We start from the raw sequence: 23,887 nt of genomic DNA, 5'->3' as shown, positions 1-23,887 counted from the left end.
ACTCAGAAGTGAAACGAAATAGCGCCGATGGTAGTGTGGGGCTTCCCCATGTGAGAGTAGGACATCGCCAGGCTTTAGTTTTATTTTCACTTTTTCGAAAAGTGAAGACAAAAGCGGACGCTTGCTTATTAAAGCGAGTGATACCACTGCGGAGTGGTAGTTCAGTTGGTTAGAATACCGGCCTGTCACGCCGGGGGTCGCGGGTTCGAGTCCCGTCCACTCCGCCACTTATTTGAGCGTCGTCTCAATAAACACGAATTACAGGGGTGTAGCTCCAATTGGCAGAGCAGCGGATTCCAAATCCGCGTGTTGGGAGTTCGAATCTCTCCACCCCTGCCATACTCTAAAGCCTCAGCAGTAATGCTGGGGCTTTTTTGCATCTGAAGAAAAGAGAATCTGACTAGTTGGAGAGTTGTCGATTCCTCTCATACCAAAGTATCGGGGGATTGAAAGTTCATATCTCCGAGATATTGGTCCACTTCACCTATCCCCCATGTTCATAAGCTCTGGCTTAGGTCAGGGGCTCTTTTATTCCTAACGTATAGTTTCGACGTTAGGTGTATGTTTATCCAACGAATATGGCATACCTTTGCTTCAGATAGTTTTATTTTCTAGTAATGTAATTACTAAATGTTGATGTATCGCTTTGCTCTTTCTGTTTTACCTTCGAATTTCATAACACTTTTTCTTCGTTATCGAGCACATCTGATTCACAATCTATTGAAAGGTCAGTGGTTACATTGGCTTGGATGATTACTGACTTGGTTCCTGTTATCATCATGCATTAATGCTAATAATTAGGAAGTAAGTTTATGCCACATTTTCGATTCCGTGCTGTAGAGCCACAAGCTGTTCAGGCATTATCAAAACCCCTTACGGATGAACTTCAGCCTCTAATGGACTGTCCGCGTGAGGATTTTACTTTTGAGTATATCTACACTACGTTTTTCAATGAGGGTGAGGTGAGTGCTGCATATCCTTTTGTCGAAGTGCTTTGGTTCGACCGTGGCCAGGAAGTGCAAGATGAAGTTGCCAAGCTTATTACGCAACAAGTGCGCGGTATCGCTGGTGCCGATATTGATGTTGCAGTTATCTTTTCCGCCTTATCTCCTAAAGCTTATTACGATAATGGCGAACACTACTAAAGGTTAAAGGCTATGAGGCTGAGTTTCATTGTAACTTTGGGTTTATGTTTCTCAGCTTCAGTATGTTCTACTCCTTGGGAGTCTGCGGTTAATCCTACCCGAAACTCTTCCTCCTCTATTGGTAGTTATGCTAACGGTTGTTTAGATGGTGCATTACCCTTGCCTCTCGATGGCGTTGGTTATCAAGTCTTACGTAGTAAAACGAAGCGCTACTATGGGCACCCTAAAACGATAGAGTTTATTGAAAATCTGGCGCTTAAAGCTCATCAAAATCTCAACACCACTCTGCTAATTGGTGATTTGTCTTTACCTAGAGGTGGAAGGTTCTCCTCTGGTCATTCTAGTCATCAAACCGGGTTAGATATCGATATCTGGTTAAGACTTGCTGACCAACCGCTTTCTTATAACGAATTACAACTTCCTAAACCCATGAGTGTGGTGGATTTAAAAGGTTATTCCATACTTAATCATCGCTGGGAAGAGCGGCACTTTAAGCTAATTCGGTACGCTTCAAAAAGTAAGGATGTTGCACGAATTTTTGTACATCCTGTTATTAAGGAGCAACTTTGCTTGCAAGAAAACGGCAAAGATCGTTCTTGGTTACGTAAAGTACGTCCATGGTGGGGGCATCATTACCACTTTCACGTCAGGTTATCTTGTCCTGATTCGAGCGACTATTGTGTTGATCAAGCACCACCTCCAGTAGGTGATGGTTGCGGTGCTGAGCTTGCAAGTTGGGCCCCGAAAGCAAAACCTACTGATCCCCCTCAACGGGTAAAAACAACCTCTAAGCCCAAACGAAAAAAAGTCGTTCCACCTCAATGCTTGCCGCTTATCAATCCAAATTAGTGTTACTCTTCAGGTTTATCTGTACTTGGTGATCTCTTTTATGAAACTGGAGAAACATCATACTTTTGTCTACATTGAATAGTACCAATACAAAAACTAACCCAATCAGTTTTGGGGACATATTATAGAAATCTAAATTAAACAAAGAGTTGTAGTATGGGTAAGTTGTAACTTCTCTGTTTAGAAAAAGATCTTTCGTCACGATACTCTGGTTTCTTAGCAATATGTCTGTCAGTTGGCTAAAAAGCGATAACAACGCAGACAAGTGTGTAAGGCAGGGATATCCCCTTTTCCTGTTAGAAGAGTAAATCAAGGACAAAACCATGACTATGATTTGTGCAAAAGAATTTGCAGAGTGGTTAAGACACAGATTTAGCAGTGATACTAAAGGAGTCTCTTTGACTCGAGAGGATGTGAATCACCTGACTGGGCGTCAACGCCTTGATCCGGGTTTTGTTAATGATGTGCATTATGAGCTGATGCAATATGGGATGGCTTTCGTTACTGATACGAGCCGAGAAAACTTTTATTTAATACCTGTTTCTCAAGCGGAAAATTGGCGTGAGAGACTAGAGTATCATTTTGAAAAAGAGCTATTCTGCAATATTATCCCTATTGAAAAATCAGGTTGAGAAAAGGTTCAACTTTGATGCCAAAGTTGAACCTAATTGCTCTTATGCTAACCCTTGAATAATCACGAATTTTTCAAGCAACTGCTCTTCAGTTTCGACATGGTTCGGATCAGTGATTATGCATTTTGTAATTGGACACACTGACTGACAGGTCGGCTTTTCGTAATGCCCCTTACACTCTGTACATAGCGCTGGATCAATTTCGAAAATGCTCTCTCCCATACTGATTGCCCCATTGGGGCATTCGGGATCACACATGTCGCAGTTAATGCATTTATCAGTAATGAGCAAGGCCATGGTTACTTACCAGTCGGATTACGGGTGTCCTGCCCTGAGTTTAGGTTACGCATTAATAGGCCATATTCTAAATCTAGCTCTGCTGGTACTGGAATGAATACAAAGTGACCGTTTCCTTTCGCGTCTTCAATAGACTCTGACTTGCGGTTTTCCATTGCCTCTAGCGTGAAAACAATATTGCCTTTTGGCGTCATTAGTTCAAGGCTATCACCGACAAGAAACTTATTTTTTACTTCTACTTCAGCCATGTCACCACGACGTTTGCCTGTGAATTCACCAACAAACTGTTGAGCATCAGAGACTGAGTAACCGTAATCGTAGTTTTGGTAAGTATCGTGTGTATGACGGCGTAGGAAGCCTTCAGTGTAGCCACGGTGAGCTAGGCTTTCTAGTGTACCCATTAGGCTTTCATCGAATGGTCGACCTGCTACAGCATCATCAATCGCTTTACGGTAAACCTGTGCAGTACGAGCACAGTAATAGAATGATTTAGTACGACCTTCAATTTTCAATGAGTGAACACCCATCTTAGTTAAGCGTTCAACGTGCTGAACCGCTCGTAGGTCTTTAGAGTTCATGATGTAAGTACCATGCTCATCTTCGTAAGCCGCCATTTTTTCTTCTGGACGGTGCGCTTCAGAAAGCAGAACGACTTCATCTGTTGGTTTGCCGCGACCAATTGTGGTTTCAGGGCGCTCGTCTTGTACTTCGACAGGCTGTGCTTCAGTCGGGTCGAATTTCTCTACGATATCACCAGCGTCGTTTTCTTTACCCTCTTCAACTTTGTATTCCCAGCGGCATGCGTTAGTGCAAGTGCCTTGGTTAGGGTCACGTTTGTTGATATAGCCAGAAAGTAGGCAACGACCTGAGTAAGCCATGCATAATGCACCGTGAACGAATACTTCAAGCTCAGTTTCAGGGCAATGCTCACGAATTTCTTCGATTTCTTCTAGAGATAGCTCGCGAGAAACGATCACACGTTCCACGCCATTCGCTGCCCAGAACTTAACGGTCGCCCAGTTTACAGCGTTCGCTTGTACAGAAAGGTGAATTGGCATTTCTGGGAAAGCTTCACGAACCATCATAATTAGGCCTGGATCTGACATGATCAATGCGTCAGGACCCATCTCTACGATTGGCTTAAGATCACGGATGAACGTTTTTAGCTTCGAGTTGTGTGGTTGAATGTTACATACCACATAAAGCTTTTTGCCTAGGGCGTGGGCTTCATCGATACCGATTTTTAGGTTCTCGTGGTTAAACTCGTTGTTACGTACGCGAAGGCTGTAGCGAGGTTGGCCAGCGTAAACTGCATCTGCCCCGTAGGCGAATGCGTAACGCATGTTTTTCAGGCTGCCCGCTGGAGATAGTAGCTCAGGCACGAATGCTTTCTCAGTTGTCATTGCTCAATTCTCTTTTATCTGATCACAAGTCAGGCCAATTCCACCTAATGGAAATGGGGCGCAAATTTTACGTCAAAATGTGAACTGTGACTAGGGTAATTGTGCTTCAGATAGAAAAACGCCCTCAAAAAAAGTGAGGGCGTTATGGTTAACCTTTATACAATATTATGCGTTAGGATTCGGTAAGCCGCCTAGCGCATCGTATAGGTTGGGAAGGAAAGCACTGAACTCTCCACACATTAGAGAGAAGTCTGCATCAAATCGAGCTGCTTGATCTTCACGTGGAATATCATCGTTTTGATCTTTCAATTCATCAGAGAATTTTAGACGTTTGATGCCTGCATCTTCCGTCATAATGAACTCAATACGATCTTGCCAATTAAGCGCAAGTTTCGTCACGACTTTATCCGCAGCGATGTGGTTGCGGATTTCATCAGTGGTGAGCTCTTGCTTCTTACAGCGAATCACACCACCTTCTTCAAGTACGGATTTTAGCTCAGCTTCGTCCATCATGCTGATACCTTGAGGTGTGTCACCGCTTTTCACCCACTCGGTTAGCGTAGTTTCAATCGCCACTTCTGGAATAGCAGGAATAACAGGTAAACTACCCATGGTTTTACGAAGCAATGCTAATACATCTTCTGCTTTTTTGTAGCTGCTTGCATCAACAAGGATATAACCTTCTTTTGGCATGATAAGCACGTGAGTGTGGCTGCTGCGGCTGAATGCGCGCGGCAGTAAATCCATTACGATGTCATCTTTCAGGTTGTCTTTCTCTTTCTTCTTCAGAGGACGACCTTCTTGCGCTTCCATTGCTTCTACTTTTGCATTCAATGATTCTTTGATCACAGAGGCAGGTAGCATTTTCTCTTCTTTCTTGGCGCAAATCAGAATGCGGTTTTCTGACACGTGAGTCATCATATCGCCATGTCTACCCATTGCACTGACCCAGCCAAATTTCTGTTTGTCTTGACTGCCACACGGGGTGAATCGGAATTCAGACAGCTGAGTTTCTAGTTGTTCGGCGTTAAAAGTAACCTCGCGGTTAACGCGGTATACCAGACAGTTTTTAAACCACATAAATCTTCTCTAGGCTTGATGACAAGGGACTAATCATAGGGAATTTTTGTGCTGATGTCTTAATAGAAATGAAAAATATCCGAATGAACCTCAAAAGAAAGTTATATGAAAATTTGTTTTCAAAGGTCACAAAAGTGTCATAATTGGTAGTGATAATGCTTATGCATAGAGAGGCGCTTTGTCTCTTAAATTCATTAGCTCAACGAACATAAGGTTACTCAATTATGTCTAGAAGGATTCTGGTTGTTGAAGACGAAGCTCCTATTCGCGAAATGCTGTGCTTCGTACTTGAGCAGAAAGGTTACCAAGCGGTAGAAGCGGAAGATTACGATACTGCAGTAACCAAACTGGCTGAACCCTTCCCTGATTTAGTTTTACTGGATTGGATGTTACCAGGCGGTAGTGGCATTAACTTCATCAAACATATGAAGCGAGAGGAATTAACGCGCAACATTCCAGTTGTGATGCTTACCGCTCGTGGTGAAGAAGAAGATAAAGTGCGCGGTTTAGAAGTCGGTGCGGATGACTACATTACTAAGCCATTCTCTCCTAAAGAGTTGGTTGCACGCTTAAAAGCGGTGATTCGTCGCGTTACTCCGACTGCACTAGAAGATGTAATTGATGTACAGGGATTGAAGCTTGACCCTGTATCGCACCGTGTTACGGCTAATGATGCGCCATTAGACATGGGCCCAACAGAATTTAAGATGCTTCATTTTTTCATGACGCATCAAGAACGCGTATACAGCCGTGAGCAGCTATTAAACAATGTTTGGGGCACCAACGTGTATGTCGAAGACCGTACAGTCGATGTCCATATTCGCCGTCTGCGTAAAGCGTTGGAAGCTGCAGGGCATGATAAGCTGATCCAAACTGTTCGTGGTGCTGGATACCGCTTCTCGACGAAGGCATAAATTAACACGCAGCTTATCGGTACCATTTCTGGAGTTATGAGTGGTTGAAAGATTAACGTGGAAAAAGCTGGCCTGGGAGCTGGCTTTTTTTTACACCCCATGGGTGATAGTAGGTTGGATATTCGGTTATATGCCGTGGTTGCTTTTGGCTGCTACGGCATTGCAGCTTGTGTGGCATTTGCATAACCAAGTACGTTTATCTTCTTGGTTATGGGATGAAAAACGCCTCACGCCACCGTCTGGTAGCGGTAACTGGGAATCTTTGTTCAATGGGTTGTATCGCTTACAACAGCGCCAACGCCGCAAACGAAAAGAGCTTACTAATCTTATTCGTCGATTCAGAAATGGTGCAGAATCACTACCCGATGCGGTAGTGGTATTCCGTGCTGAAGGCAATATTGTTTGGTGCAACAAGCTGGCTCAGCACTTACTGGGCTTCCATTGGCCAGAAGATTCAGGTCAACCTATCTCCAATCTCATTCGTACACCTGATTTTATCAAGTACCTCAACAAGAAAGACTTCTCAGAGCCATTAGAAATGCGTTCACCACTCAACGTCGAACGCATGCTAGAACTACGTATCGTACCGTATACCGAGGGTGAGCACTTGATGGTAGTGCGTGATGTGAGCCAATTAAAACAACTTGAGGGAATGCGTCGCAACTTTTTTGCCAACGTATCTCATGAACTGCGTACACCAATGACGGTGCTACAAGGTTATTTGGAGATGACTGAAGACCCTGATATGGTCGTGGGTCCAATGTGGAGCAAAGCTCATGGTGTCATGACGGAGCAGCTTAACCGCATGAACAGTTTGGTGAACCAACTACTGACACTATCTAAAATTGAAGCGGCACCTATGCATGAGCTTGAGGAAGTCGTGAATGTGCCCGCGATGCTTGAAGTGTTAGAAAAAGAGGCGGTTAGCCTTAGTGGGGACAACCAACATAAATTGAAATTTGATGTTGATGCAAGCCTACGCGTGTTGGGCGATGATGACCAGTTACGTAGTGCTATCTCTAACCTCGTTTATAACGCCGTCAAATACACACCACCTGGTGCGAACATTAATGTTCGTTGGTTCCAGACCTCTCAAGGCGCATGCTTAGAGGTGGAAGATAGCGGTGATGGTATTGAACCTCAGCACCTACACCGACTTACCGAGCGTTTTTATCGAGTAGATAAAGCAAGATCACGTGATACTGGAGGAAGTGGTTTAGGGCTAGCCATTGTAAAACACGCGCTGAGTCACCATGACTCTCATTTAGAAATTCACAGTGAAGTAGGCGTGGGCAGTAAGTTTTCTTTCGTATTGCCTGAGCGTTTGGTGGTGAAATAATGGCGTTACGATTGGCAAAAACATTCAGTTTATTCGCGCTTGTTTGTTCCTGTATGGCTGGCGCTCAAGATAAACCATTGCCGAGTTATCATAAAACGACGGGGATTGTCGGGAACTTGCTCTCTGTTGGCTCCGATACACTTGCGGGTATGACAACGCTTTGGGTTGAAGAGTTTAAATCCATTTACCCGAATATTAATGCGCAAGTCCAAGCATCTGGCTCTTCTACTGCCCCTCCAGCATTGACCGAACAAACAGCCCAGTTTGGTCCCATGAGTCGCCCTATGCGTTTAAGAGAGGTTGAAGCGTTTGAACGTGAACATGGCTACAAGCCAACGGCGCTCAGGGTAGCCATCGATGCAATCGGTATTTTTGTTCATCAAGATAATCCAATTCAAGGGCTTAACTTTAGTCAGTTAGATGCTTTGTTTTCTGCCACGCTACGCTGTGGTGAAAGTCAATTTGTCACAAACTGGCAGCAACTCGGTCTTGAATCACAGTGGGCAAAGCGAAACGTCCAGTTGTTTGGTCGTAACTCCGTTTCTGGAACTTATGGTTACTTCAAAAGCAATGCCTTGTGTGGCGGCGATTTCAAGACTCGAGTTAACGAGCAGCCAGGCTCCGCGTCAGTTGTGCAAGCTGTAGCGTCAACCATCAGTGGAATTGGTTATTCCGGTGTCGGTTATCGAGTGGCAGGCGTGCGCTTAGTCCCTGTGGCTAAAATGGGAAATGACTACGTGACTCCAACGCGAGAACATATTGTTAGTGGTAAGTACCCACTATCACGTTACTTATATGTTTACGTGAATAAGCACCCTGATTACCCATTAACACCAATTGAAGCTGAGTTTATTCGCTTTATCTTTTCTGCTCAGGGACAAGCGTTGGTTGAGAAAGATGGTTATGTGCCCATTACGGCAGACTTTGCAGAAGAAGAGTTAAAAAAAGTCGGCCTGTAAGCCGACTTTTTATTTAGGTATGGACAGTACGAGATCAGAAAGTGAGTGTCCACTTCGCGCTGTCCCAACGTTCTTGTTCTTCCTGTAAATCCGCGTGAAGTAATTTATTGTTTTCTAGCCATGCTTCATCTGTGCATGTGAGAATCCATTCGTCATTTTTGATAGATAAGGTGATATCAGGCAATGGATCTTCATTACGCTGCCCATTTAATACGATAGAAAGCCGTAATATTTTGATGAGGCTTATAACGTCACTCTGTTTATAGAGGTTGAAATCTGGTAGTTCTTGCAATTTGAGCGCTTTACGCTGGAAGCGAGCTAATGTTGCGAGCACTAATTGCTGCTCACGGTTGAAGCCTTGTAGGGTGGAGTGCAACAGAATATAAAAAGAGTGGCGATGGAAACTACGCAAGTTGATACTTAATCCGACTTCATGAAGCAACGCTGCCCACTCTAGTAAGTCAAATAACTCACTCTTTTTCTTAATGCCTAGTTCAGAGCGTACCTGACATAACATCTCACGTGCATGCCCCTTCACACGAGCGGCATGCTCTAAGTCGACCCGGTGCTTGTTGGCTAAATTTTCTGTGGTGCGCATACGAATATCGGAGCGCGCAAAACGCTCTTCCATTTCGTACAACAGGCCTTCGCGTAGAGCACCATCGGAGAAAAACATTTGCTCAATGCGAAGCGCTTTGAAAATCGCGGACAAAATCGCTACGCCTGCTGCGAATACGGGTTTACGTTCTTCTGTTAGACCCGCCAGTTCAATATCTTCAATGGAATCAAATTTACACAGAGTTTCGATAAGTGTATCCAGTCGACTCGCTGTGATCAGGCCATCTTCAAAACCTAATCCTACTAGCACTTCTTGAATCGCTTTGATGGTTCCTGATGAGCCGAGAGCAATATCCCAGCCCTTTTTACGATATGTTGAAGCGATGGACTCGAGTTTTTGTTCGGCCGCTAACATCGCCTTGCTGAAGTTTTTTCCTGACAGTTTGCCGTTTTTAAAGTATTGCTCTGTAAAACTGACGCATCCCATCTGTTTACTGTTGAGAAGCTCAGGCTCAAATTCTTGTCCAATAATCATCTCGGTACTGCCGCCTCCGATATCGATGACTAGTTTGGAGTTGGATTCTACTTGAGTGTGCGCGACGCCTAAGTAAATCAGGCGGGCTTCTTCTTCTCCAGGGATAATTTCTATCGGGAAAGGCATCACTTCTTTCGCACGCTCAATGAAAAGGTGGGCATTTTTAGCGCGTCTTAGTGTGTGTGTGGCGGCGATACGTACATTTGACTCATCAAGCCCTTGCAGCCTCTCAGCGAACATGGCTAAGCATTCTAGCGCACGCTCCATTGCGGCGTGACTTAAGTTCAATTCACTGTCGAGTCCTGATGCTAAGCGAACACGTTGTTTATGACGACTAACCAGTTGTAGGTCACTGCCGACAACTTTGGCCACCACCATATGGAAACTGTTTGAGCCGAGGTCTATCGCGGCAATGTAGCGAGTATCTTGTTCAAGTATTTGAGGCATCTGAATTTTGTTTTCTAGTTTGCTTTTCTATATTTTTAAGATAGTCATAGATAGCGATTTGAGAGCGAACTTTTTTGCGATTACCTCGTGGTACGTAAGCGTTACTCATTTCTTTATCTATTAAACGAGCCTTTACTGTATCGGTAAAATGGATATTCGTTATATCAATAATTCTCTGTTTCAAACGTGGATCACGGACTGGTACTGCTACCTCGATACGGTGATCAATATTTCTTGTCATCCAGTCTGCGGAGGAGATATAAACTTGCGGATCGCCATCATTGTGGGTGATCACCACGCGAGGGTGCTCAAGAAAGCGGTCAACAATACTGATGATGCGAATATTGTCGCTGATCCCCTCAATGCCCGGTACTAATGAGCACATACCTCGAATGATCATGTTTATTTTTACACCGGAAGTACTTGCTCCATAAAGCTTATTGACGATGCCTTTATCGACTAGGTTATTGACCTTGATCGTAAGAGCGGCTTTTTTCCCTAGCTTGGCATTCGCAATTTCATTATCAATTAAGCGGTAGATTTGGGTTCGAGAATTACGAGGAGATACCATAAGGTGATTGAACTTCACTGGTCGGTATGGGTTCTCAATGTAACCGAAGACATTACGGACTTCATTAGTGATTTCTTGATCTGCCGTAAGAAGGGAGAAGTCGGTATAAATTCGTGCCGTCTTCTCATGGAAGTTGCCTGTGCCGATGTGTGCGTAGCGAATAATTTCTTCACCTTCGCGTCGGCTAATCATCAGTAGCTTTGAGTGAATCTTAAGACCAGGCGCACCAAAGATGACGTGCACACCCGCTTCGGTTAATACTTTTGACCATTCGATATTGGCTTCTTCATCAAAGCGAGCTTGCAGTTCGACGACCACAGTGACATTTTTGCCGTTGTGCACTGCATCAATTAAAGAGTTCATCAAGCGAGAATCTTTCGCGACGCGATAAATGTTAATCTTGATACTAAGTACTTTGGGATCGAAGGAGGCTTGGCGCACTAACTCACTAATGTGGTCAAAAGTGTGGTAGGGATAATAGAGCAGAATATCTTTCGCTTTAATCGCGTCAAAGCTGTTGGCATAACCTTCGAAATCGGCACATTTCATTGGCGGGAGAGGTTTATTTTCAAGATATTCTCGTCCAACATTTGGAAACCCGATGAAGTCTTTAAAGTTGTGATAGCGTCCGCCGGGGATAAGATTATCGTAGTTAGAGATATTAAGTTTGTTACACAGAAACTCTAACATTTGAGGCGGCATATCGCGTTCGTAGACGAAGCGAACGGGCTTTGCTGTCAGTCGCTGATTGACACCCTCTGACATTTGTTCAAGCAAGCTGTACTCGATTTCATTGCGTAAATCGTATTCAGCGTCACGCGTCATTTTCATCGCATAGCCGCTAAGCTCATCATAATCAAAAAAGCCTTTGAACAGCTCGTCCAAACAGTGGCGGATAATATTATCAAGTAAGATGATGGTTTTTCGACGCTTTCCTTTCTGTTCTGGTACCATCACAAAGCGGGGAAGGTGATCGGTCGGAATTTCGATCAGAGCGTACTGGTAATGTTCTTCTTTACGCAGTTCTACGGCGATGTAAGCGTACTCGTCTTTGAGAAATTGCAGAACATCGATCTCGTCTTTCATTAGGAGGGGAGTGATATGCGGCATTACCTCTCTACGGAAGTATTTCGCGATCCACTTTTGTTGCGATTCATCCAGTTGTTGCTCGTTGACCAAGAAAATGCGACGTCGCGCCATTTCTCGAATCAACTCGCTGTAAAGCTCATCAAATTGTTCGTTAAGCTTTAGTGCTTTCGACTGCATTTTGGTTAACAGTCGTTTAGGGCTATCACTGCCACCGCGCTCTTGGCTGATTAGGATTCTGCGCTTCACGTCCGCAAAGCGTACTTTGTAAAATTCATCTAAATTGTTGGAAAAGATCCCAAGAAAGCGAATACGTTCGATCAAAGGGACGGTTTTATCGGCAGCTTCTTGTAATACTCGTTCGTTGAAAGACAACCAACTCAGCTCTTTTTCTATATATAGTTTTTCTGCGCTCATAACCTTACCTAGCCAAAAGTGAAGTATTACGTACTCATCTTGGAAAAATGGATGAGTGAGAACATTATGAGATTTTCATTACAGATTTATTTCATACCACGCATTGCATAAGAGTTGTATTCTTTTCAGGTGTTTAATGTGATCTGTAATATAATTGTCATCTTAACGACATATTCTAGTACTAAGTCAAAAAAGGTAGAGATATAAATGGCACAAGCCGAGTTTTCATTGCAGGAAAAAGATAAGAAACGACTGATAAAAGATCGTTTAGTTCGACTTGCAGTGACATCCGGTGGTGTCGGCGTACTCGCGGCGCTTATTTTGATCTTTGTCTACCTCGCCATGGTGATCATTCCGCTTTTTTCTGATGCGGAGATCAAAACCAACCAAGCCATTCGAGCCACTCATATTGAAACACCACTTGCGATTTCAGTGGATGATTACGCTCAGCTCGCGTTCGTTCTAACCCAAAGTGGTGAGATTCAATATTTGTCGATGGACGATCCTACGAAACCTGCGGTGTATACACAGCAAATCGCCCAGAAACCCGTCGCTTTCTCTCAATCTGCTCCTGGGCTAGGTTGGTATGGATTTGTTGATGGGCAGGGTAAAGCGAACCTTTTCAAGCCAGAATTTAATGCTACATTGAGAGAAAATACACGTCCTCCGGAAGTGATTGAGCTAGACACCAGCATGGATCTGACACTAAGTACGCCTCAAGATCCTGTGACTCAGTTTGTATTTGCAGCTTCGACGCCCTTACCAACGGTTGTTTGGCAGACGCAAAGTGGTGAAGTGAAAGCTCGCTGGCAAGTGGCTTCGTCTTTGGGTACGTCTCCTACAACGATCGATTTTACGTTCTCTTCAGGCTTTAATACGCCTCAGCAAATGTTGTTGACACCTGACGGTGAAACGCTTTATTTGCGCGATGGCTCTGAGTTGATCGTGTTAAAGAAAACCGCACGTAAATTTGCTGTGCGAGAGGTGGTCGATCTCACTCAAGGTGATAAGAAGCATTCCGTTCGTACGATAGACTTATTGGCTGGTGCTTACTCGCTTTTGGTGACGCACAACGATGGTCGGGTGTCGCAATGGTTTGATACGCTGCAAGAAGAAAAACGCACGTTAACGCATATTCGTGATTTTAAATTGGCATCAGAGCTTAAGTATTTGTTGCCGGATTCTCATCGAAAAGGATTTTATAGCTTTTACACCAACGGCACGTTGCAAAGCCATTATACAACCAGTGAAAAACTGGTGTTGTTTAAGCGTGCGTACAATCAAGCGCCCGCAATCGCAGCAATGTCTAACAATGAACGCTACTTAATCACTTGGCAAAATAATGCGTTAAATGTTGCGGAAGTGGACAATGCCTATCCGGAAGTTTCATTGTCTTCATTATGGCAAGAAGTGTGGTACGAAGGGTATCCTGAGCCTGAATTTGTGTGGCAATCGACTTCGGCGAGCGATAACTTTGAGGCTAAGTTCAGCCTAGTACCTATTGCGTTTGGAACGATAAAAGCGGCGATGTTTGCGATGCTGTTTTCAGTACCGCTCGCAGTGCTAGGTGCTATTTATACGGCTTACTTTATGTCGCCACGCATGCGTCGTGTAGTAAAACCGTCGATTGAGCTAATGGAAGCACTGCCGACGGTGATCATAGGTTTCCTCGCGGGATTGTGGTTCGCGCCTATTGTCGAAGATCATTTGATTACGATCGTCGTTATGCTGTTTGTTTTGCCCTTGAGCACCATGATTATGGGCGGGCTATGGGCATTAATACCGCAACCTTTGCGGAATCGTCTGCCTAATGGTTGGCATGCTTTAGTGCTCATGCCTGTCATATTGGTACTGATTGGGCTTGGAGTGTGGATTTCGCCTACGATTGAGCAGACGTTCTTTGGTGGCGATATGCGCTTATTCTTAACCGAGCATGGTATTGGTTACGATCAACGCAATGCATTGGTGGTGGGGTTAGCGATGGGGTTTGCTGTTATCCCGACGATTTTTACCATTGCCGAAGATGCCATTTTCTCTGTACCGAAGCATTTATCGGATGGCTCTTTGGCATTAGGGGCCACGCCTTGGCAAACTTTAATCTATGTTGTCTTGCTTACTGCAAGCCCAGGTATTTTTTCTGCCATTATGATGGGCCTGGGACGCGCTGTTGGCGAAACCATGATTGTATTAATGGCAACGGGCAATACGCCATTAATGGATTGGAATATTTTGGAAGGATTGCGCAGCCTGTCGGCGACCATCGCCGTTGAGTTGCCAGAGTCGGAAGTTGGAAGTTCGCATTATCGCCTGCTGTTCCTAGCTGCATTGATTTTATTTGTGTTTACGTTTGCAGTAAACGCGCTTGCGGAGTGGGTTCGTCAGAGACTGAGAGATAAGTACCGTGCGTTGTAATAATGGTTTGAATAAAGAGCGAGTAATAACGTGTTAAATTGGATTCGTTCTGGCGCACCGTGGATATGGCTAACAGGCGGTGCAGTCAGCATCAGTTTGTTGTCGGTATTAGGGTTGTTACTCCTTATCGGCTGGAAAGGCCTGACTTACTTTTGGCCAGCGCCCTTGTATCAGTGGAATGTTGCAGCGCTGACACCTGTACAAGGCGAAGTGCTACATGAAAATACTATTCTGATTGGTCAAGTGTATGAGCGCAGCTTTGTACCGAAGAGTTATTTGCCTGAAAGCGCAGCACAACAGTTAGAAGACGATGAAGATTTTGCCACGCGACTCAGTATCAAAATCGCCAACCGAGAGTTGTATCCCGCCGATTTTATCTCCGTATTGCAAATGCAGTTGGATGAGCCCACGACGCCAGAAGAGTGGGCGGTGATAGAGCGCAGTAGCGGTGGTTATTTCTTTGGTAAGCTGGTGGCGTTTCAAGATGGCGATAATATATACACCAGTGATATTCAATCGATACTAAATAAAAAGCTTGATGATGCAGAAACTCTGCGCCATGAGATTGATTCTTTGGTGGTCGATCAGCTTAAAGAGCTTGGTTGGAAGCTAGAGCAGTTGCGATTAGAAAAGCGCAAGCATGAATTGAATGACACGCTGACAGAAAGCTTCTTAAAGGAAAATCAGACGAAAAAAGAGCAGATAGAAAAAGCGCTTGCGACGTTAGATTTGCAACTTGATGGTTTACGACTTCAGCTCTCTGACTATGCCTTGATTGCCGAGGATATGACGGGGTCACAAGTATCGATTCCGCTCGAAGACATTTTGGACTACTGGTATCCAAACCAAATGTCACTGCCTGATAAAGTCATGCATTGGGGAAAACAGGTTTGGAAGTTTTTATCTGAAGATCCAAGAGAGTCTAACTCCGAAGGAGGCGTGTTCCCTGCGATATTTGGTACGGTTTTCTTAGTACTCATCATGTCGATCATTGTGATGCCACTCGGGGTGATCGCCGCTATCTATCTACATGAATACGCTAAGAATAATGCTCTAACCAGAGTTATTCGTATTGCGGTTATAAACCTAGCGGGTGTTCCATCGATTGTTTATGGCGTGTTTGGTTTAGGTTTCTTCGTTTATACGATTGGTGCCTCTATCGACAACGTATTCTATGCGGAGAAGTTACCGGCACCAACCTTTGGTACGCCGGGTTTGTTATGGTCAGCACTAACTCTTGCCGTGCTGACGCTTCCAGTTGTGATTGTGACGACAGAAGAAGGTTTAACTCGAATTCCGAGCTCCGTACGACATGGCTCTCTGGCACTTGGTGCAACTCAGTTCGAAACGCTATGGCGCGTGGTTTTGCCTATGGCGACGCCAGCTATTATCACAGGTTTGATCCTTGCGATTGCGCGTGCAGCTGGCGAAGTAGCGCCACTGATGCTGGTGGGGGTCGTGAAATTGGCATCCAGTTTACCGGTTGACGGACAATTCCCTTATGTGCATTTGGATAGAAAGTTCATGCATTTAGGTTTTCACATTTACGATGTTGGCTTTCAAACCTCCAACATCGAAGCGGCGCGACCATTAGTTTATGCCACCTCTTTCTTACTCGTGACAGTGATTGTCGGGCTAAACTTAACAGCAATCAGTATTCGCAATAATTTACGAGAAAAATACAGAACGTTAGGACAAGATTAAGTATGTTTAATTTTGATAGTACATTAGGTTATGAGCCACCATTGGACGTTCATAATTTAACGGATGAACAAACAGCAATCTCAATCGAGAACCTTAATCTGTTCTATGGTCAAACTCAGGCGCTGCATGATATTTCGATGCAAATTCCCAAAGGGCGAGTCACCGCTTTTATCGGTCCTTCAGGGTGTGGAAAGTCGACGTTATTACGTTGCATCAATCGCATGAACGACTTAGTGGAAGGGTGTCGAGTCACAGGCAAAGTACGTCTACATGGCAAGAATGTTTATCATCCCAATGTCGATGTTGCGACACTTCGACGCCGAGTGGGGATGGTGTTTCAAAGACCCAATCCATTTCCTAAGTCTATTTATGAAAATGTAGTTTATGGCTTACGCTTACAAGGTGTAAAAAACAGCCGCAGTTTAGATGACGCAGTGGAGCGATCCTTGCGCTCGGCGGCGTTGTGGGATGAGGTAAAAGACCGCTTGCATGAGAACGCATTTGGCTTATCTGGTGGTCAGCAACAGCGCTTGGTCATTGCGCGCGCGGTGGCGATTGAGCCGGAAGTCCTGTTATTGGACGAGCCAACATCAGCGTTGGATCCAATCTCAACTTTAACTATTGAAGAGCTTATCAATGAGCTGAAGACTCAATATACTGTCGTTATCGTTACCCATAACATGCAACAAGCGGCGCGAGTGAGTGATCATACTGCATTCATTCATATGGGGAAGTTAATTGAATACTCTGACGCGGACTCGATCTTCACCTCGCCAATGAAGAAGCAGACCGAAGATTACATTACGGGTCGCTACGGTTAAGTCGCGACTCTATACGGAATAAGGAACATCATGCACTTTGGACGTCATATTTCAGGACAATTTAACGTAGAGCTAGAATCGATTCGTACTCATGTATTAACCATGGGAGGCTTGGTAGAACAGCAGCTTTCGTATGCTATTCAAGCCTTGCATAAAGAAGACATCGAACTGGCGCGTAAGGTTGTGCGTGACGATCATAAAGTGAATGCGATGGAAGTCTCGATCGATGACGCTTGTACACGCATTATTGCTAAGCGTCAGCCAACGGCAAAAGACTTGCGCTTAATCATGGCTATCATCAAAACGATCACTGATTTAGAACGTATCGGTGACGTGGCGACACGTATTGCTTACGTTGCCATTGAAAGCCCATCATCAAAAGAACGACAATTCCAAGTGTCGTTAGAGCCTCTCTGCCGTCAGGCAATTAATATGCTGCATCAGGTTTTAGACGCGTTTGCCCGTATGGATGTAGAAGCGGCAGCAGAGGTGCACAAACAAGATGACAAACTAGACGCCGAGTATGAAGCGGTGATTCGTCAGTTGATGACTTACATGATGGAAGATCCAAAAAATATCCCTAATATTCTGCAAGTGATGTGGTCTGCACGCGCGATTGAACGCGTGGGGGACCGCTGCCAGAACATCTGTGAATACATTATTTACTTTGTGAAAGGGAAAGATGTACGCCACCTAGGTGATCAAAGTATTGATGACGTACTGAAGTAACTGACTTCAACAAATAGACCAGCTTTTAGGCTGGCCTATTTATTAGAGAGAAGGAAAGCACGTTAATATTTATCAGGAACGAAGGTCTGATCATCAATGGGCGCTCTGACGTAACCTTCTTTATTGAGTTCAGGTAATTCGATGGGTGAGTACTCAAGTGCTTTGTAATCAATCTGGCTTAGTAAATGACTGATACAGTTCAAGCGCGCTTTTTTTTTGTCATCAGAAGGGACGACCCACCAAGGGCAGTTTTTCGTGTCTGTATAGGCAAACATCTTATCTTTTGCTTCCGAATACTCCGCCCAGCGATGACGTGACTCTAAATCCATTGGGCTGAATTTCCAACGTTTGATCGGCGTATTAATTCGACCTAGAAAACGTTTTTCCTGCTCTTCGTCTGAAACCGAAAACCAATACTTGATCAGAATAATCCCAGATCGTTGCAACATTCTCTCGAATTCAGGGCAAGAGCGTAAAAACTCCTCGTATTCGTCTGGAGTACAGAACCCCATGACTTTTTCGACACCTGCTCGGTTATACCAACTTCGGTCAAATAAAACGATTTCACCAGCAGATGGTAAATGAGCGACGTAACGTTGGAAGTACCATTGCGTTTTTTCTTTTTCGGTCGGTGCAGGCAGAGCCACTACGCGACAAACACGCGGGTTTAGCTTTTCTGTAATTCGCTTTATCACTCCGCCTTTGCCCGCAGCATCACGGCCTTCAAACAGAACCACCACTTTTAACCCTTTGTGTTTGACCCACTCTTGAAGTTTTACGAGCTCAACTTGAAGGTTTTTGAGCTCCTTTTCGTATTCCTTTTTCTTCAATTTAGACATACACCTTTCCTCACTCCTTGATAAACAATATGTTAGCACTCAAAAGCTATGCGCGTGAGGTTACGGTGGTCTATTTGAGAGTTGCTACGACATCGGTTATGGCTTGTGTACTTGTGATGGGGATTAAAAAATCATCGACATCGGATGCGCCCATTTTGCTTTGTTCAGCAACAAAGGTCATTAGGCTAGGGCGTGTGGTTTTGCCTGACAGATGGATTTCAGGAACTTGAGTGTCTTCTACTAACGCACGTACGTTACTCGCATTAACGCCAGCCCCCGCCATGATTGCTATGCGTCCTTGGGCTTGCTTAACCAAAGCTCTAAGCACATCGATCCCTTGTGGTGCTGAAGGCGCAAGACCGGAGGTTAAAATACGTTCACAACCTAAGCTGATCAGTTCTTCCAAAGTTTTTTCAGCGTCACGACACTGGTCAAAGGCACGATGGAAGGTCACGCCTAAGCCAAGCGCTTGAGCAAATTCACACAGCGCAGCCGCGTAAGGCATATGAATATCACCGTCTTGAGTGAGCACGCCGAACACGACACCGCTCAAGCCTGATTGGTGAGCCGCTTCAATATCCCAACGCATCATTTCGATCTCTTCTTCATTGTAGAAGAAGTCACCTTGGCGTGGGCGGATCATGGCATAAACTGGAACACTCGAAAGCTTAGCCGCTTGCTGCATAAAACCATAACTGGGTGTTAGTCCGCCTAAAGCCAAAGAGGAGCAAAGTTCAATCCGAGTGGCGCCGCCAGCAATGGCGTAGTGCAGAGATTCAATATTATCGATACAGACTTCTAGGTGAGTAACCACGTTCATTTATCCTGCTAACGTTACAAATAGGTGTTGTGGCTAAGATATTAACAGGGCAAGTAAGCAGAATCTGTATGGAGGGGATGATAAATATAGGTAAAGTTTACGCTAAAGCGTTACCTCATTTTGGCGGTTTATCTGAAGGAAAAAGAAAGCCCAGAGCAGAGGCTCTGGGCTTTGATAGGACTTTACTTAGACTGATTGGCGTTTGCGGTTTTCCGCATTAGCTTTTTGCTTTATATACATCCAACCATCACACCCGTTGAGCTAGGGTGAAGGTCTATTATTTTTTGCCTAGGTCAGCTGCGTGCTCAGATAGGAACGCTGCAACACCTTTTGGAGATGCGTCCATACCTGCTTTACCTTCTTCCCATTGTGCAGGACATACTTCGCCGTGCTTCTGGTGGAAGTTAAGAGCGTCAACCATGCGTAGCATTTCGTCGATGTTACGGCCTAGTGGTAGGTCGTTAACTACTTGGTGACGTACAACGCCTTCTTCGTCGATTAGGAAAGAACCACGGAAAGCAACGCCTGCTTCTGGGTGCTCAACGTCGTAAGCTTTACAGATTTCGTGCTTAACGTCAGCAACTAGTGGGTACTTAACTTGACCGATACCGCCATCTTCGATAGCAGTGTTACGCCATGCGTTGTGAGAGAACTGAGAATCGATAGAAACACCGATTACTTCAACACCTTTAGCTTGGAAGTCAGCTAGACGGTTGTCGAATGCGATTAGCTCAGATGGGCAAACGAAAGTGAAATCTAGTGGGTAGAAGAATACTACTGCTTTCTTACCTTTAGTGAACTCTGCAAAGTTGAAGTTTTCAACGATTTCACCGTTACCTAGAACAGCTGCTGCAGTAAAATCAGGGGCTTGACGACCTACTAGTACCATTTTTTTTGCTCCTAAAAAGTATGGTTAGCTCCAAACCGAATTCAGTTGTGTCGGTTTGGTTCGTGTTTGTACGAGACAAACTATAGTACAGATTGTAGTATTGAAAAAAGCGAAATAAATAGATTGAGTTAATCGAAAAAAACGATAATAACAAAACTCTTAACTCGATCACTGGAACGGCGGTAGATACAAATACAATTATGAATAAATGGCCCAGTTTGAAGCAGTTACACTATTTAGTCACACTGCATGAAACAAGACATTTTAGTGACGCTGCAGAGCGTTGTTTTGTCAGTCAGTCGACTTTAAGTAAGGGTATTCAAAACTTAGAGGAATTGATTGGTTGTCCCTTATATGAAAAGAAAGATAAAAAAAGTCCACTGGTTTTTACCCAAACAGGAGAAATGGTAGTAAAGCAGGGGCGAGAGCTGTTAGCAAAAGGGCAAGATTTGGTCGAGCTTGGACGTATGTGCCAAGGCGACGATATGCAAGGCCAGCTAAAAGTAGGATGTATACCAACAATTGCTCCGTTTTTACTGTGTGATTTGGTACAAGAGGTGAACTACCGTTTTCCACAACTGAATCTTTTATTAAGAGAAGACACGACGACAAACTTACTTCAAGCGCTCAGACATGGTGAGCTGGATGTGCTTATTTTAGCGTTACCAGTCGAAATTGATGGGATGGAAAGCCGAGTAGTGGGTAAGGATCCGTTTCGAATGGTTATAAGCGCTAATCAAGCCCAATCGGTCCCTGTGCCGATTCGTTACGCGGATTTACCTGACGAATCCGTCTTTCTACTAGAGAAAGAACATTGCTTAACGGAACATGCGGTATCAGCGTGTAAATTAACAGACAAAGAAAAAATCAATCCGTTTACGGCAACCAGCCTCCATACACTGGTGCAAATGGTTGCGAATGGTTTGGGAACAACGTTCATTCCTCAAATGGCTATCGACCATGGCTTGCTGCATAACCAGAATTTAGTCGTGATCGATCCTCCCGGTAAACAAGCTTATCGCGAAATAGGCTTAGTTTGGCGTCCGAGCTCGTCAAGAACGAAAACATTTAATCAACTTGCAGAAGTCGTTTCAGAGCTGCTTTAGCTATTAGTATTAGCCCTTACTTCTCCATTATTTATCTAAAAGCGCACTGGAAACAGTGCGCTTTCTAGTATTTTATTCTGTTGGTAAACTTTGACTTGTAAAATTTTACAGCTCTTCTTTGATGAAGCTTTCATAAAATAGTGAAATTTCACAATGTTAATTTTACACAAAGCCCTGCATACCTTGTTTGACCCCTGTTTAAATACATCTCTTCAGCCCTTGTGAATACAAGGTGTTTGTTTACCAGTCTATATTCATACGCTTGTTTGAAATGATAAAACGACTTTAAATTTAATGTAATTTTATTACGTAATAACTTACAAAATAAGGCGCTTGATAGATGGTTTTTACCTTGCGGAATAAAACTTTGAATTTTCTGTTTTGTTTATATTGGGGGTTTCACTAAACCCCTTGTTGATATAGCTTATTTAAAGGCCGATACGACTTATGTCTAGATTGAAAATACACGTAGCATTACGCAATCTATCGGCATGGCTAGACGAGTTGAACACAAAGTTAAAGGATGTAATTTGTTGTTCATAACTTACAAATGTAGCTTTACGCTGACTGCCCAAGATTGATAAAGCACGTTAAGGATGAATGATTATGCTTGCTCAGACAGAACAAAAAACACAACAACTAAAGCAAACCCAAGGCATGCTTGAGGTGAATGGAGTCGTTGCTCCAGAACATCAAGCAATTTTCCCTGTTGAAGCCCAAACCTTTTTATCTCTACTGTGTGAAAAATTTGCCGGACGTGTTGAACAGTTGCTGGAAGCAAGAGAAGAGAAGCAAGCACGTATTGATGCTGGTGAGCTACCAGATTTTCTACCAGAGACACAAGACATCCGTGAAGGAAGTTGGAAGATCCTAGGAATCCCACAAGATCTGCAAGATCGCCGTGTGGAGATTACCGGACCAACTGACCGCAAGATGGTGATTAACGCACTGAATGCGAATGTAAAAGTGTTCATGGCAGACTTCGAAGATTCAATGTCTCCTGCATGGAGTAAAGTGCTGGATGGTCAAATTAACTTGCGCGATGCTGTTAATGGCACCATCAGTTACACCAATCCTGGCAATGGCAAACATTATCAGCTGGAAGATGACCCAGCGGTGTTGATCTGCCGTGTTCGCGGCCTTCATTTAAAAGAAAAACACGTTACGTGGCACGGTCAGATCATTCCAGGTGCGCTATTCGATTTCGCTCTGTATTTCTATAACAACTACAAAGCGTTACTTCAAAAAGGCAGCGGCCCTTATTTCTACCTTCCAAAACTGCAATCGCATCACGAAGCGAAGTGGTGGAGCGAAGTGTTCCATTTCACGGAAGACTATTTCGGTTTGGATACAGGCACCATCAAAGCGACTGTGCTGATTGAAACCTTACCAGCGGTATTCGAAATGGACGAGATTCTGTTCTCGCTTAAAGAACACATCGTTGGTTTGAACTGTGGTCGCTGGGATTACATCTTTAGCTATATCAAAACATTGAAAAAACACTCAGACCGAGTACTGCCAGATCGCCAAGTGGTAACGATGGACAAGCCATTCTTAAACGCTTACTCGCGATTATTGGTACGTACTTGCCATAAACGAGGTGCTTTCGCGATGGGAGGAATGGCCGCATTTATCCCAGCTAAAGACCCGAAAGAGAATCAAAAAGTATTAGACAAGATCCAGACTGACAAATCGTTAGAAGCTAACAACGGCCACGACGGTACTTGGGTGGCTCATCCAGGTTTGGCTGACACTGCTATGGAAGTCTTTAGTGCTGTGCTGGGTGAGCGCACCAACCAGTTGGATGTGAGCCGTGCAGAGGATGCGCCTATTACTGCAGCCGAACTGCTTGAGCCTTGTGAAGGCGAGCGCACTGAAGGCGGAATGCGCCACAATATTCGCGTTGCGCTGCAATACATCGAAGCTTGGATTTCTGGCAATGGTTGTGTGCCGATTTACGGACTGATGGAAGACGCTGCAACGGCAGAAATCTCACGCGCCTCTATCTGGCAATGGATTCAACACGGCAAGTCGCTAGACAACGGATTAAAGGTCACTAAAGAGCTGTTCGAGCTCTATCTCAAAGAGGAGATTGAAGTCGTGAAGCAAGAAATTGGCGAGCAGCGCTACCATGCAGGTCGATTTGAAGAAGCAGCAGACTTAATGGCAAGGCTCACGACGAGCGATGAACTGACCAACTTTTTGACAGTTCCTGGTTATGACTACCTGGATTAATAAAGAATAACTGTAACACCAATAACGTGAAGGATTTTCAAAGGCAGATAGGGAAGTACTGCCTGAGAACGGAAACTCAACGCACACGCATAAAGTGCAA

The 23,887-nt window shown here is 44.4% G+C and carries 20 protein-coding genes, 2 tRNA genes and 1 pseudogene; 15 read left to right on the top strand and 8 right to left on the bottom strand.

Annotated elements, in window-relative coordinates:
* Positions 1-150 precede the first annotated feature (150 nt).
* From R8N46_RS15895 to R8N46_RS15875, 5 genes are all read left to right on the top strand, one after another.
* Positions 151-227, top strand: a tRNA-Asp gene (locus tag R8N46_RS15895).
* A gap of 35 nt (positions 228-262) precedes the next feature.
* Positions 263-339: transfer RNA gene (locus tag R8N46_RS15890), tRNA-Trp, on the top strand.
* A gap of 473 nt (positions 340-812) precedes the next feature.
* Positions 813-1,145, top strand: coding sequence for a DUF1904 domain-containing protein (locus tag R8N46_RS15885; protein ID WP_005381768.1), 333 nt, complete (start codon positions 813-815; stop codon positions 1,143-1,145).
* A gap of 12 nt (positions 1,146-1,157) precedes the next feature.
* The gene (mepA, locus tag R8N46_RS15880) at positions 1,158-1,994 is read left to right on the top strand and encodes a penicillin-insensitive murein endopeptidase (RefSeq protein ID WP_017821957.1); all 837 of its coding nucleotides are present in this window, start codon (positions 1,158-1,160) and stop codon (positions 1,992-1,994) included.
* A 323-nt stretch (positions 1,995-2,317) separates the two neighbouring features.
* Entirely contained in the window at positions 2,318-2,626 is a 309-nt protein-coding gene (locus R8N46_RS15875; protein ID WP_005381765.1) for a hypothetical protein, read from the top strand.
* A gap of 42 nt (positions 2,627-2,668) precedes the next feature.
* On the opposite strand, the gene R8N46_RS15870 is transcribed toward R8N46_RS15875, so the two are convergent.
* The 3 genes from R8N46_RS15870 to rdgC all read right to left on the bottom strand — a co-directional run bounded on the left by R8N46_RS15870 (position 2,669) and on the right by rdgC (position 5,406).
* Positions 2,669-2,923, bottom strand: coding sequence for a YfhL family 4Fe-4S dicluster ferredoxin (locus R8N46_RS15870; RefSeq protein WP_005381763.1), 255 nt, complete (start codon positions 2,921-2,923; stop codon positions 2,669-2,671).
* Between the two features lie 2 nt (positions 2,924-2,925).
* Positions 2,926-4,326 (bottom strand): tRNA 5-hydroxyuridine modification protein YegQ, encoded by a 1,401-nt coding sequence (gene yegQ / locus R8N46_RS15865; RefSeq protein ID WP_005381754.1) that lies wholly within the window; start codon positions 4,324-4,326, stop codon positions 2,926-2,928.
* Positions 4,327-4,491: 165 nt separating this feature from the next.
* Complete coding sequence (rdgC, locus tag R8N46_RS15860; protein ID WP_017821958.1) at positions 4,492-5,406, bottom strand: recombination-associated protein RdgC; 915 nt, start codon at positions 5,404-5,406, stop codon at positions 4,492-4,494.
* A gap of 224 nt (positions 5,407-5,630) precedes the next feature.
* Between rdgC and phoB the strand changes: the two genes are divergently transcribed.
* The 3 genes from phoB to R8N46_RS15845 are packed head-to-tail and all read left to right on the top strand — an operon-like array spanning position 5,631 to position 8,618.
* Positions 5,631-6,320, top strand: coding sequence for a phosphate regulon transcriptional regulator PhoB (gene phoB, locus R8N46_RS15855; RefSeq protein ID WP_005381752.1), 690 nt, complete (start codon positions 5,631-5,633; stop codon positions 6,318-6,320).
* A 40-nt stretch (positions 6,321-6,360) separates the two neighbouring features.
* Positions 6,361-7,659 carry a phosphate regulon sensor histidine kinase PhoR gene (gene phoR, locus R8N46_RS15850; RefSeq protein ID WP_005383667.1) on the top strand — a complete coding sequence of 433 codons (1,299 nt, stop codon included), beginning with the start codon at positions 6,361-6,363 and terminating at the stop codon, positions 7,657-7,659.
* On the top strand, positions 7,659-8,618 hold the full coding sequence (locus R8N46_RS15845) for a PstS family phosphate ABC transporter substrate-binding protein (RefSeq protein WP_017821959.1): 960 nt from the start codon (positions 7,659-7,661) through the stop codon (positions 8,616-8,618). Before phoR ends, R8N46_RS15845 begins: the two co-directional genes overlap by 1 nt.
* 34 nt (positions 8,619-8,652) lie before the next feature.
* On the opposite strand, the gene ppx is transcribed toward R8N46_RS15845, so the two are convergent.
* On the bottom strand, positions 8,653-10,158 hold the full coding sequence (gene ppx, locus R8N46_RS15840; RefSeq protein ID WP_033905789.1) for an exopolyphosphatase: 1,506 nt from the start codon (positions 10,156-10,158) through the stop codon (positions 8,653-8,655).
* Entirely contained in the window at positions 10,142-12,232 is a 2,091-nt protein-coding gene (gene ppk1, locus R8N46_RS15835) for a polyphosphate kinase 1 (RefSeq protein WP_005381748.1), read from the bottom strand. Before ppk1 ends, ppx begins: the two co-directional genes overlap by 17 nt.
* Positions 12,233-12,439: 207 nt before the next feature.
* On the opposite strand from ppk1, the gene R8N46_RS15830 reads away from it, so the two are divergent.
* From R8N46_RS15830 to phoU, 5 genes and pseudogenes are all read left to right on the top strand, one after another.
* Positions 12,440-14,644 carry an ABC transporter permease subunit gene (locus tag R8N46_RS15830; RefSeq protein ID WP_017820556.1) on the top strand — a complete coding sequence of 735 codons (2,205 nt, stop codon included), beginning with the start codon at positions 12,440-12,442 and terminating at the stop codon, positions 14,642-14,644.
* Positions 14,645-14,674: 30 nt separating this feature from the next.
* Positions 14,675-14,906 (top strand): annotated as a pseudogene (locus tag R8N46_RS25755) (phosphate ABC transporter, permease protein PstA); the annotation flags it as partial.
* Positions 14,907-15,034: 128 nt separating this feature from the next.
* Complete coding sequence (gene pstA, locus R8N46_RS15825) at positions 15,035-16,348, top strand: phosphate ABC transporter permease PstA (protein WP_372081520.1); 1,314 nt, start codon at positions 15,035-15,037, stop codon at positions 16,346-16,348.
* 2 nt (positions 16,349-16,350) lie between these two features.
* Complete coding sequence (gene pstB, locus R8N46_RS15820) at positions 16,351-17,169, top strand: phosphate ABC transporter ATP-binding protein PstB (protein WP_017820558.1); 819 nt, start codon at positions 16,351-16,353, stop codon at positions 17,167-17,169.
* Positions 17,170-17,199: 30 nt separating this feature from the next.
* Positions 17,200-17,898 carry a phosphate signaling complex protein PhoU gene (phoU, locus tag R8N46_RS15815; RefSeq protein ID WP_005381744.1) on the top strand — a complete coding sequence of 233 codons (699 nt, stop codon included), beginning with the start codon at positions 17,200-17,202 and terminating at the stop codon, positions 17,896-17,898.
* A 62-nt stretch (positions 17,899-17,960) separates the two neighbouring features.
* Here the strand turns inward: phoU and ppk2 are convergent, their stop codons facing one another.
* From ppk2 to R8N46_RS15800, 3 genes are all read right to left on the bottom strand, one after another.
* Positions 17,961-18,737: a polyphosphate kinase 2 gene (ppk2, locus tag R8N46_RS15810; RefSeq protein WP_005381743.1), complete on the bottom strand. Its 777-nt coding sequence runs from the start codon at positions 18,735-18,737 to the stop codon at positions 17,961-17,963.
* Between the two features lie 70 nt (positions 18,738-18,807).
* Positions 18,808-19,551 carry a copper homeostasis protein CutC gene (locus R8N46_RS15805; RefSeq protein WP_412034985.1) on the bottom strand — a complete coding sequence of 248 codons (744 nt, stop codon included), beginning with the start codon at positions 19,549-19,551 and terminating at the stop codon, positions 18,808-18,810.
* A 283-nt stretch (positions 19,552-19,834) separates the two neighbouring features.
* Positions 19,835-20,446 carry a peroxiredoxin C gene (locus tag R8N46_RS15800; protein ID WP_005381738.1) on the bottom strand — a complete coding sequence of 204 codons (612 nt, stop codon included), beginning with the start codon at positions 20,444-20,446 and terminating at the stop codon, positions 19,835-19,837.
* A 200-nt stretch (positions 20,447-20,646) separates the two neighbouring features.
* On the opposite strand from R8N46_RS15800, the gene R8N46_RS15795 reads away from it, so the two are divergent.
* Both R8N46_RS15795 and aceB read left to right on the top strand, forming a co-directional pair.
* Positions 20,647-21,552, top strand: coding sequence for a hydrogen peroxide-inducible genes activator (locus tag R8N46_RS15795; RefSeq protein ID WP_005383681.1), 906 nt, complete (start codon positions 20,647-20,649; stop codon positions 21,550-21,552).
* A gap of 606 nt (positions 21,553-22,158) precedes the next feature.
* Positions 22,159-23,787, top strand: coding sequence for a malate synthase A (gene aceB, locus R8N46_RS15790; protein WP_017820561.1), 1,629 nt, complete (start codon positions 22,159-22,161; stop codon positions 23,785-23,787).
* The last annotated feature ends 100 nt before the right edge of the window (positions 23,788-23,887 follow it).

Source organism: Vibrio sp. 1874 (assembly GCF_033344395.1).
Taxonomy (GTDB): domain Bacteria; phylum Pseudomonadota; class Gammaproteobacteria; order Enterobacterales; family Vibrionaceae; genus Vibrio; species Vibrio alginolyticus.
The sequence above is the reverse complement of the archived record's forward strand: the minus strand, read 5'-3'. Positions and strand labels throughout refer to the sequence as shown.